Source organism: Chryseobacterium sp. CS2K3, from assembly GCF_059515185.1.
Map to the genome: position 1 here is coordinate 219,905 of NZ_JCAKRW010000001.1, position 12,154 is coordinate 232,058.

The window sequence follows — 12,154 nt, forward strand, 5'->3', positions numbered from 1 at the left end:
ATTTTTTGACAAATATAATTTTTTTTGTTTAAAATTATATCCTTATTTATATTCTGGTCAGATTAACGTTGTTATTTACCTTCTAATTTCTTATAAGTAAATGTAATCTTTTGATTTTTTTCTACGATTGGATATCTCTCATTATCATACGAGTAGCTTTGTCCTGTATTCACTGACGGAGTTGGAGCCGGCATCTCAAAATACATGGATGTAGGGTTATTAGGAGACATTCTGTAGAAAAGCCCCGGATTTATTAACCCTCTCATCAGAGAAAAGTTTTGAGGAATCATAGAAAACGGGCTGTTATTTGAATCATAATTCTGGAAATTATAAGTAGAGGTTTTAGCTGTTGCAAAGTCTGGAGCTCCTAAATTATTTAAGATTCCTTTTTTGCAAATCACCTGAGAAACATTTTTCCCTGCATATACAAAAGTGTATTCTATAAATTTATTATAGGCAGAAATACCTCCGTCTTTTCTTTTTTCAAGAATTTTAGTAAGCTTACTGGTGATGGCATCGTAAGAAAACGCGTAATCACTTAAATAAGATAATGACGGTGTAGATCCTGTTGCTTTACACGATGCACTAAAGATTTTCCCTTTTTCCGCAGGAACGATATCAAAAGTATAATCTAAACTTTCTGTTGCCGGGCTCATAAACGTCACTTTACTGATATCTTGTTTTGTAGGATCACTACTGCCAGGTTGATAAGTTACACTCCCTATATAATTATTGGTAGGTGCATTATCATCCTTATATGAAATCTGCTCCAAAACGCCTAAATTAGTTGAAGTATACTCCTCCTGAGTGACATTATCCATAGCAACTCTTGCTATAAACTTTTGAGGTGCAGGACCTCCTACAGGATCTGGAATAGATTCCGTAGGGTCTGATGTTGTATTACATGACGCTAGTAACCCGAAAAGTGCAGCTCCAGCAAACATTTTAAGAAAATAGTTTTTTGCCATAAACAAATTTTTTAACTCGCCCAAATATAATTCAATTTTTACTAATAGAGGGCACAATATCCAAACAAATCCACAAAGAATAGAGTTAATAAACAAAAAAATCTAAAAACATAACGTTTTTAGATTCTTATTTATTATATAAACTGTAAAATTAGTAAGGTTGCAATACGGATGTTGTTAGTACAGACTGTGCCATATCACCACTAAGAGTATTCGTATCTACAGCTCTTCCAATCCCAAGAATAGTATTATTCAATGTTCTGTTAATACATGCTACTTTTACAGAGTAATTATTTCTCTGTGTAAGATTGGTAAGCGTTGCGTTAAGATTAAAAATTTTATAAGCCCCACTCTCTCCAAGCAATACATCTGTTCTCACAGCCTTCAGCTGATTATCAACAAAAACTCCGCATGCAAAACTTGCAGATGATGCACCGTTTATTTTTTGCGCAATAGTCTGAAAAGAAAATGTCACTTTATTCGTTTGATTCGTCACAGAGAAAGTGTCAACAGCTTGTGGCAACACTTTCCAACTCCCCGTCAAAGGAGCATTTTCGTAATAAGGTATAGGATCTCCGCTAGAATCAAAATAAACTCCGCTCTGATCAGCTACTGTATTTAAAGAAAACACAGACATACTTCCCTGCCCATCTGCTATTTTAACGGCTTTCCAGTCGTTAGCAGCCATCGTTGCATTATTATGTAATATATCTCCCGCATTCCCTGCTGAGCCTTTCAGCAAGTCTGTACCCCCTGTTCTGAATTCTTTCCTTACATTTAAATCACCATTAACATCCAGCATATTGACAGGTTCAGAAGTATTTATTCCCACCTGCGCACTCATTAGTCCTACAATCAGTAAAAATGGAACAAAAAATATCTTTTTCATAGTATGTTTTAATTAATGATGGGTTTAAATTCTTGTGGGATTTCATATACATCTACTTTTAAAGAAGATTGTGCAATAAAATCATTGATATTGGTATTGGTATTCTTACCTATTGCCAGCTTTCTGCTGGTATCTCCATATGCGGCAAGTTTTGAACATGCTACACTTACGGTATGCTCTCCTTTGGTAAGGTTTTCTACGATTCCAATCTGGTTGTGGGTAAGGAAAGGAAACTGAGCGCTACTTGCTTTTAAGTTTCTCTGTCTTAAATTGATCAGTTTATCATCCACAAAGATTCCACAAGCATAATCTATAGAAGTATCTGTAGTTCCATTACCTGTGAAATTTGCCTGTACAACGGTTTCAAACTGAAAGTAAGCTTTACTTTGTGTACTGTATACGTAGATTTGTTGAGTTAAATTATTAATCTTCTTAAATCCCGGAAGATTCCCAAATTCTGTTCCTTTATTAAAAGTTGCAGCTCTGGAAGTAGTGATATTCGCCTGTTCCCAACTCTGAAATTCAATTCCATCTCTATCTGAAAATGAGTTATTGAATATTAAATAAAATTTATTCGGTTCATATTCTGGGATACGAAGACTTTTCCAGATCGGGGGATATCCTTCGCCCTGAGAAACTAAAAGCTGGTCATTATTTCCTTGTGAAAGAGTACCGTCACTACCGACAACAACAATTTTACTTCTCAAATTCAAATCTCCGTTCACATCAAGTTTTGCTTTTGGAGAAGCGGTATTAATTCCAACCTGAGCAGAAAGCACTGCACTTGAAGCAAGAAATAAAGCACATAGTATATTTTTCATCACCTGATTAATTGGATTTATAAGTTACGTATTCAATAACATCGATTTTCATTGTAGATTCCAGAGTAAATGCATTGGAAGCTCCATTAGAACCTTCAACTTCTCTACCTATGGTAAATTGGGACAATGAATTAGAAGTAGAGATTTTTCTACATGCAATTTCCAGATTCTGTACTCCAACCGGAACATTAAGCTCAGTATAGCTCAGTGTAAAAATGTAATCCATAAGACCCGCCTTTTCTGTATTGTTGTTCGTAGCAACTCTGTCCGGACGTACGGCAACCAGTTTACCATTTCTGAAAACACCGCATACAAATTTCACGTTTTGAGAAGTAGTAGCTCGGGGGGCTTTCATTTCAATTCCTGTCTGAAATTGATAGGTAAGCCTGTTTCTTCCGTTCTTAATCTCAAAACTATTGGCAAGACCGGCAATTTTCACCCATTTTCCTTTGCTTGTATCTGTAATATCATCACCAACACTATTTTTGTTGATATTATCACCGGCAACACCATTAGATAAACTACTAATACCAATCTGATCTGAAGACAAATACGAATTAATTAATTTGTATTGTCCCTCTTCCATAAAGGAAACATTCAATGATTTCCAAACAGGGGCACTCCCCTCGCCTTGGGAAACTAAAACTTGACCGTTCAACCCGGCATCACCTACCTCAGTTGAAGTTCCGCCTACTCTAAGCTCTTTTCTCAGAGTGGGTTTACCGTTGACATCTAACATAGCTTTTGGTTTCGATGTCCCGATTCCCACCTGTGCGTTGGCATAGAACGAAAGAAATCCAGCCGCGCAGCAATATATAATTTTTTTCATAATAAGGACCACAAAGGTACAAATTGAAGTCTTAAAAATTCCAGTTATATATCTTTAAACCTATAGAAATAAACACATTACAGCATAGAATTAATCACACAAAAAAGTAGAATTATTTCTACATAACTCTACTTTTTTATTCTTTCTAAATAAATATAACGTCTCAAACCCTTTCTGTACCGGAAGTTAGACCTTGTTTTTTAATCATTAAAACGTGATTTTTCTCTTGATTAATTGGGCGTAATTCTCTTGCTAATGAGTATTTTAAGAGAGAAACATGACAACAATCAGACTAGAAATAAAAAAACATATAAAAACTTAAAATTTTTATATGTTTTTTACCTTCACAAACCTGAAAAGAATATTTTACTGATGTTCAATAATCGCCTTTAACAGCATATTTACCTCATCTACATTTTTCACCCTTTCCTTTCTCATCATAAGCTGGTTTCCTTCTTTTCCGGACTTTTCTTTAAGCTGAGCTTCGGCAGGATTTCTTGTTAAATAATTAATGATATGCCTGAATCTGTCCGTCTGATAGAATTTATCCTGAGGATTACTTGGAAAATACCCGAGGAATATTCCGTTTTTCATAACAATCTTATCAAAACCAATATCTGCGGCAAGCCATTTTAAAGAAACACTCTTCAATAGATTCACTGCTTCTTTAGGCAACGCACCAAAGCGGTCAATTAACTCAAGTTCAAACTGATGGAGATCTTTTTCATTATTGATCTCCGCTATTTTCTGATACAACAATAATCTTTCTTCCGTATTGGAGATATAAGAATCTGGTAACATTAATTCAAGATCTGTATCAATATTAACATCTTTAACAGATTTGAAAAGCTTCTGACGGTCTTCTTCATTATCGAACAGGTTTTCGAAATCCGCATCATCTTTCAACTCCTCAAGTGCTTCCTGCATTAATTTCTGATAGGTTTCAAATCCCATCTCATTGATAAACCCACTTTGCTCAGCACCTAATAAATCTCCTGCTCCACGAATTTCCAGGTCTTTCATAGCAATCTGGAAACCACTTCCAAGATCTGAGAACTGTTCAATCGCTTCCAATCGTTTTCTTGCATCGGAAGTCATCATATCATAAGGAGGTGTAATCAGATAACAAAATGCCTTTCTGTTACTTCGTCCCACTCTTCCTCTCATCTGGTGAAGATCTGCCATTCCGAACCTTTGAGCATCATTAATGAAGATCGTATTGGCATTCGGAACATCTACCCCACTTTCCACAATAGTAGTAGAAACAAGAACATCATATTTCCCTTCCATGAAATCCAGAACATTTTTTTCAAGCTGTTTACCGTCCATCTGCCCATGCCCCGTAATGACTCTTGCATCAGGAACCAACCTCTGGATAAGCCCCGCAATATCCTTCAGGTTCTCGATTCTGTTATTAATAAAATAAACCTGCCCGTCTCGCTGAAGTTCATAAGAAACGGCATCACGCAGAATCTCTTCATTGAACCCGATCAATTGTGTATCTACCGGCTGCCTGTTGGGCGGTGGAGTTTTGATAACAGATAGGTCTCTTGCAGCCATTAGCGAGAATTGTAATGTTCTTGGGATCGGGGTGGCAGTTAAAGTAAGTGTATCAACATTATTCTTTAAGGTTTTCAACTTATCTTTTACCGAAACACCAAATTTGTGCTCTTCATCAATAATCAATAATCCCAGATCTTTAAATTTCACCGAACTGCTTACCAATTGATGAGTTCCAATGATAATATCTACTTTTCCATTCTTTAAATCTTCCAGTGTTTCAGACTTTTGTTTTGCTGTTCTGAATCGGTTTACATAGGCAACATTTACCGGAAATTCTTTTAATCTTTCTTTAAAACTTCTGTAATGCTGAAAAGCAAGAATGGTAGTTGGAACCAATACAGCAACCTGTTTTCCATCTGTAGCTGCTTTAAATGCCGCACGAATAGCAACTTCGGTTTTACCAAATCCAACGTCTCCACACACCAGCCTGTCCATTACAGTATCTGCTTCCATATCTTTTTTTACATCCACGGTAGCTTTTTCCTGGTCCGGAGTATCTTCATAGATAAAGCTTGCCTCCAGTTCATTCTGCAAATAGGAATCCGGTGTATATGCAAACCCTTTTGCAGTCTTTCTTTGCGCATATAATTGAATAAGATCAAAAGCAATCTGTTTTACTTTTGCTTTTGTCTTCTGTTTCAAAGATTTCCAAGTCGGGGAGCCTAATTTACTTAATACAATCTCTTTCCCGTCAGGACCATTATATTTTGAAATTTTATGTAATGAATGGATGCTTACATAAAGTAAATCTCCATTTTTATAGGTCAGTTTAAAGCATTCTTGGATTTTTCCATCATTATTTACCTTTACCAGCCCCATGAACTTACCAATCCCGTGATCGATATGGGCAATATAATCTCCAATTTTAAGAGACATCAGATCTTTCAGGGTAAGCTGCTCTGATTTAGCAAAGGTATTTTTTGCTTTATATCTTTGGTAACGGTCAAAAATCTGGTGATCTGTATAGACCAGGAGCTTATGTCCATTGTCTACAAAACCTTCATGCAGTTCAGATTTAAAGCTTTTAAACGGAAGTTCATGCTCCAGTTCTTCAAAGATAGATTCAAGTCTTTCTTTTTGTTTTTCTGTAGAAAATGAAATCCAGGTATCAAAGCCATCCTTCTGCTTTCCTTCCATATCTTCAATAAGAAGCTCGAAATTCTTATGAAATGAAGGCTGTGGAAGCTGTTCCATTTTTACCTCAGCAGTTTCTTTTAAACCTTCAATAGAAGCACTTCCAAAATCTACGGTTTTAAATTTCTTATAATCAAATAAAAACTCCTGATCAGAAATAAAAAGCTCCTGTGGCGTTCTATGGGCAATATCTTTACTTAAAGTCTCATATTTCTCCAGTGATTTTTCGTAGAATGTCTTAATCTTCTGCATTCCTATCATCCCGTTCTTGGAAACTACATAGCTTTCTTTGGGTAATAGCTGGAGTAATGACACTCTGCTTCCGGTAACAGAAAAATTCATATTGGAAACCAGTTGAAATTCCTTTACTTTATCTACGGAAAGCTGTGTTTCTATATCGAATGTTTTAATGCTTTCCACTTCATTTCCAAAGAATGTAATTCTGTATGGCTTTTCATAAGAATAAGAAAACACGTCTACAATACCTCCTCTCACGGAAAATTCTCCCGGCTCAGAAACGAAATCAGTTTGCTGAAAGTGATAATGATTGAGCAATTCATCTACAAAATCAAAATCAAGCTGGTCCCCTACCTTTATATGATGTGAAATTGCTTTAAAATCTTCTTTCTTTAATACTTTTTCTGATAAAGCACCAGCATAAGCCACAATCACCTTTGGAGATCTCCCGGAATTGATTTTATTCAAAACCTCGGTTCTTAAAACCAAATTGGCATTCTGAGTTTTTTCGATCTGATAAGGCTCAAGGTGGGTTGCCGGAAAATACAATACTTTTTCTTTCCCCAACAGGTCTTCCATTTCTGTATTAGCATACAAAGCATCTTCTTTATCATCTACCAGATAAAGTATATTTTTCTTTTGAACCAAAAAAAGCTCAGCAACAAAAACTGAAACTGATGATCCTGCACTTCCTTTCACAGCAATATGCGGATTGTTTTCTAACTGATCAAAGATTTCTTTCCCGAATTCTTTTTGCATCAAATCTGGAAGAAACTTTTCGTTGATGGATTTTAACTGCATAAATAGTAATGGTATAAACGACAAAAGCGATTTCGGGAGTTTTCCGAAACCGTTTAATGCTATACAAAGGTACGTATATTTTTTTCTTCATACAGAAGTATCCTGCCTTTTGAATTTAAAACGAAAGAGTTATGCATTAAAATCTTAATTTTTTATTAATTTATTTAATTACTTGTTAAAAAAAATACAGAAATTTTCACATGGCATAGTGTTTGGCACTTCAAATTCACCAAACATTATTTAAAGTACAGTATTATGAAAAAAGCAATTAAAATCTTAGGAGTTTTAATGCTGTTAGTTTTTACAGCATTATCTTTTTCATCGTGTAGCAGAGATGATGACCCTACCAACAATGACTTCTTTGCGGGGACATACAAAGGAAAAATATCTTACAACGATGGAGGTTCCACCAATATCAGCACAGATAACGGAAGTGTATTTGTAACAAAGATTGCCAGCGGAACAAAATACAATTTTGCCTTCTCAAACAGCATTCCGGACCTTAACGGGATTGAGTTTAATCAACAAGGAGATCATACGCTTGTAATGATCGGTTCTACAGGAACTTCTTACATCAGAATTGACAATAATGAATTGAAGATTCTGTTTATGAAAGATGGTAAAACCTGGACAGCCAACTGTACACGCTAAACATTCTATTCATATAATAAGAAAACCTGTTTCACTTCTGAAGCAGGTTTTTGTTTTTCTTATCAGCGGTTTAATTTTTTTTTAAGCTGTAATAAACTTTAGTTAAGTTTAAATTTCCAAATTTTCTAGCCTACTTTTTGTATATCTTTAATCAACAAAAAATAAACAGTAATTCTTATGAAAAAATTCTTATCTGCAATGTCTATAATCTTAGGACTAGGCTTTGCTACTGCTCAGCAGACTGCTCCCGCTAAAAGCGCCGCTCCGGCTCCTATAAAAACTACAGCAAAAGCAACTCAACCTGTAGCTGCAAAAGCTGCTACTGCAAACACGGCTAAACCGGCTAAACCTGCAGACGTAAAACCTGCTCAGCCTGCAGCAAAAATGAAAAAGGACGGTACTCCGGACAAAAGATATAAGGAAAACAAGCGTCTGAAAAAAGACGGTACTCCTGATAAAAGATATAAAGTAAATAAATAAGCATAACATCAACATATATAGTTGTTATTTTCATAATCAAATTTCGAGAAGCCGATGAAACTCATTTCATCGGTTTTTTTATGTCTGCCTTTGTAAAAAATGGTTACAGATTCTCTACTTATTTATAAATTTGAACCATGTTAAACTTCTTCAAGAAAAAAGCAGCACTTATCTGGGCAAAAAAACATGTTCAAAAAGCTGAGGAATTCAAAAATAATGCGGAAAAAAACCAGGAGGAACTCTTAATTTCCCTAGTTAATACTGCTCAGAAAACACTTTTTGGGCGGGAGCATGATTTTGAGAACATTCATACTGTAAAAGAATTTCAGGATAGAGTCCCCGTTGCAGATTATGAAGACCTTAAGCCTTATATTGAAAGGGTAAAAAAAGGGCAAGCCAATATTCTTTGGACCGAAACTCCTGAATATTTTGCTAAAACCTCGGGTACCACTTCAGGATCAAAGTATATTCCTATTTCTAAGGAAGGAATGCCATTTCAAATTGCAGGTGCTCAAAGTGCACTTTTCCATTATATAAGCAAGAAAAACAATGCAGATTTTGTCAATGGGAAGATGATTTTTCTTCAGGGAAGCCCTGAACTGGAAGAAGTTTTCGGAATCAAAACCGGAAGATTATCAGGCATTGTGGCACACCATATTCCTAATTACCTTCAAAAAAATCGTTTGCCGAGCTGGGAAACCAATATTATGGAGGATTGGGAAGCTAAAGTAGACAAGATTGTTGAGGAAACGGAGCGACAAAACATGACCCTTATTTCGGGGATTCCACCATGGCTGATCATGTATTTTGAAAAACTGACAGAGAGGCACGGTAAAAAAATCAAGCAGTTATTTCCTAATTTACAGCTTATCGTTACCGGAGGTGTAAATTATGAGCCTTATCGCGATAAAATGGAAGATCTTCTGGGTGGAAAAGTAGATATTATCCAGACATTTCCGGCTTCTGAAGGTTTTTTTGCCTTTCAGGATGATTATACGAAAGAGGGATTATTACTTTTGACCAATCATGGAATTTTCTATGAGTTTATTCCATTAGAAGAATATGGAAAGCCCAATGCAAGAAGATTAACGTTAAAAGATATTGAACTCAATAAAGATTATGCTTTGATTCTTACGACCAATTCAGGTTTGTGGGCATATTCCATAGGAGATGTTGTAAGATTTATTGATAAGAATCCATACAGGGTTTTGGTAAGCGGGAGAACTAAACATTTCACTTCAGCATTCGGAGAGCATGTAATTGCTTTTGAAATAGAAGAAGCAATGAAAACCACGCTTGAGAAATATCCGGCACAGATTACAGAATTCCATCTTGCACCCCAGGTGAACCCGGAGGAAGGGCTGCCTTATCATGAATGGCTGATAGAGTTTGAAAAGGAACCATCGGATATAGAATTGTTCAGAAATGAGCTGGATCAGCAGCTAAGAAAGAGAAATACTTATTATGATGATCTGATTACAGGGAATATCTTACAGAAATTACAGATTTCGAGACTTCAGAAGAATGCTTTTCATGAATATGCAAAATCTCAGGGAAAGCTGGGTGGTCAAAACAAGATACCCAGATTAGCCAATGACAGAAATATTGCCAATCTCTTAGAAATTTATAAACTTTAAAGACATTTTTTAAATTCCAAAAACGTATATTCGAAAAAAATTATAAATTTGAAAAACTAAACGAAAATAATGAAAGCATCTGTACTGTTGAAATCATCTTTATTAACGTCTTTATTTGTTATTACATCTTGTGCTACTACAAAATACAGCGAGGATATTTCAAAAAACAATTATTCTAATCTGGAAGCCGGAAAAGTATATAAGGTTACTATGAGAGACGGATCTCCAAAGCAAAAAATATTATTCAGAAACATTGTTGGTGATGATCTTGTAGGTATAGCTGGAAAAAAAGACAGTACAGAAGTGATTATCCCTAAATCCAATGTAGCTGCGGTAAAAGATACAAGAAAGGCAAGAATTGGTGTGGGGGCTACCATTATTGGAGCGGCAGGTGTTGCGGCTATTGTAATCAGTTCTTCAAGAGCCAACTAAAATAGATTTTATCTTTTGATATATATTTAATATATCTTTTAAAAAACAAGATATGAATAGTCCTAAATAAATTTTTAGGGCTATTTTTGTTCATGATTTCCTTTACCCCCTTACAAACTTTACAAAATACCGAGTTCAGGAATCTTCTTACAGGGAGATTTTTTATTGTTTTAGCTTTCAGAATGCTTGCCACATTATTGGGATGGTGGGTATATCAATTAACAAAAGATCCTTTTTCCATTGGGCTTATCGGACTTTCTGAAGTGATTCCGGCGGTAAGCTGTGCATTATATGCGGGTCATGTTATTGACATGAATGAAAAAAAGAGATTATTGCTGATCTGCAACTATGCTTATATTTTTCTGATCGGGCTGTTATTAATTCCGGCATTCTTTAATGTAAATATGCATTTTACGGGTCATCAGATCACCTATTATATTTATGGTGTTATTTTCTTTACGGGAATTGCAAGAGCTTTCATTGGTCCTATTGTTCCCTCTATGATTCCAAAGATTGTAAAAAAAGAGAATCTTCCGAATGCTGTTACTTTGAATCAGGCTACGTTTCTTATTTCATCAGTGTGCGGACATGCCATAGGAGGAATTTTGATTGGATATTTTGGGGTAAAATGGACATTGGTCGTTATATTATCACTGATATTTATAGCTTCATTATTTTTCTGGCAGCTGAAAAAACAGTTTTCTGAGTATAAAAAAGAAGAAGTAAATGTAGTGGAAAGTATGCGTGAAGGAATTTCTTATATTTTTAAAACTAAGGAAATTCTAGGAGCATTATGCCTTGACATGTTTGCAGTACTTTTCGGCGGTGCAGTAGCAATGATCCCTGTATTTGCGACAGATATTTTAGATTCAGGAGCGGAAGGTTTCGGCTTGCTGAATGCGGCGTCTGACATTGGTTCCATGTGTATTATTACCCTTTTATCCATTGTTCCTTTAAGAAAAAATCAAGGAAAAATTCTTCTTGCGGTAGTGACAGGATTTGGACTTTGCATCATCGGATTCGGTTTATCTAAACTATACTGGCTATCTTTCATGTTCCTTGTAATGAGCGGAATGCTGGATGGGATTTCTGTTGTCATCAGAGGGACCATTGTGCAATTAAAAACACCTGATCATATCAGAGGACGTGTTTTGAGTGTAAATTCAATATTCATAATGTCAAGTAATGAAATGGGACAGTTTGAAAGCGGTCTGATGGCAAAATTATTAGGAGTTGTACGATCTGTTGTTTTTGGCGGTACTATGACTGTTTTGATCGCTTTACTTGTTGGAAGTACCAATCCTAAATTAAGAAAAATGCAGTATTAATCTATACAAAGACCTAAAAAAACAAGATTTTTAAGATATTGTGTGGCAGCTTCATCATTTAAGCATTAATTAAAACAATTTTTCTTCAGTATTTTTTATCAATATTTATCAAATTACCGATAATAAATTCATTTAAATTAGTAAATATTCAAAATAAATACTTATTAAATAAGTATTTATCAATTAAATTGTATTTTTTATATATTTGGATATAAAAAATTATTTCGTTGTGAATATCATTTTAATCTTAATAATCCCAATCATTTTTGGGACAGGTTTTTTGTTCCCCTACTCGTTTTATTGTCTATACTAGGGTTCTACATTATTTTAATATTAATTAATATGAACAGCTTGGGATTTATTACAATGATATTTACCGCTTTT

At 35.1% G+C, this 12,154-nt stretch carries 10 protein-coding genes; 5 read left to right on the plus strand and 5 right to left on the minus strand.

Annotated features, from left to right (window positions below):
- Positions 1-71: 71 nt before the first annotated feature.
- From AC5YGG_RS01055 to mfd, 5 genes are all read right to left on the minus strand, one after another.
- Positions 72-968 carry a hypothetical protein gene (locus AC5YGG_RS01055; protein ID WP_496142568.1) on the minus strand — a complete coding sequence of 299 codons (897 nt, stop codon included), beginning with the start codon at positions 966-968 and terminating at the stop codon, positions 72-74.
- Positions 969-1,119: 151 nt separating this feature from the next.
- Positions 1,120-1,857, minus strand: a complete 738-nt coding sequence (locus AC5YGG_RS01060; protein WP_496142569.1) for a hypothetical protein — start codon at positions 1,855-1,857, stop codon at positions 1,120-1,122.
- Positions 1,858-1,865: 8 nt separating this feature from the next.
- Positions 1,866-2,678, minus strand: coding sequence for a hypothetical protein (locus AC5YGG_RS01065; RefSeq protein WP_496142570.1), 813 nt, complete (start codon positions 2,676-2,678; stop codon positions 1,866-1,868).
- Between the two features lie 7 nt (positions 2,679-2,685).
- Positions 2,686-3,507, minus strand: coding sequence for a hypothetical protein (locus tag AC5YGG_RS01070; protein ID WP_496142571.1), 822 nt, complete (start codon positions 3,505-3,507; stop codon positions 2,686-2,688).
- Between the two features lie 366 nt (positions 3,508-3,873).
- Entirely contained in the window at positions 3,874-7,242 is a 3,369-nt protein-coding gene (gene mfd / locus AC5YGG_RS01075; protein WP_496142572.1) for a transcription-repair coupling factor, read from the minus strand.
- Positions 7,243-7,497: 255 nt separating this feature from the next.
- Between mfd and AC5YGG_RS01080 the strand changes: the two genes are divergently transcribed.
- The 5 genes from AC5YGG_RS01080 (at position 7,498) to AC5YGG_RS01100 (ending at position 11,770) form a co-directional block, all read left to right on the plus strand.
- The gene (locus AC5YGG_RS01080) at positions 7,498-7,893 is read left to right on the plus strand and encodes a hypothetical protein (RefSeq protein ID WP_496142573.1); all 396 of its coding nucleotides are present in this window, start codon (positions 7,498-7,500) and stop codon (positions 7,891-7,893) included.
- A 177-nt stretch (positions 7,894-8,070) separates the two neighbouring features.
- A complete protein-coding gene (locus AC5YGG_RS01085) occupies positions 8,071-8,373 on the plus strand; it encodes a hypothetical protein (protein WP_496142574.1) in 303 nt (100 codons plus the stop codon).
- A gap of 137 nt (positions 8,374-8,510) precedes the next feature.
- A complete protein-coding gene (locus AC5YGG_RS01090; RefSeq protein ID WP_496142575.1) occupies positions 8,511-10,010 on the plus strand; it encodes a GH3 auxin-responsive promoter family protein in 1,500 nt (499 codons plus the stop codon).
- A gap of 69 nt (positions 10,011-10,079) precedes the next feature.
- Entirely contained in the window at positions 10,080-10,442 is a 363-nt protein-coding gene (locus AC5YGG_RS01095; protein ID WP_496142576.1) for a hypothetical protein, read from the plus strand.
- Positions 10,443-10,534: 92 nt separating this feature from the next.
- Entirely contained in the window at positions 10,535-11,770 is a 1,236-nt protein-coding gene (locus AC5YGG_RS01100; RefSeq protein WP_496142577.1) for an MFS transporter, read from the plus strand.
- Positions 11,771-12,154 lie beyond the last annotated feature (384 nt).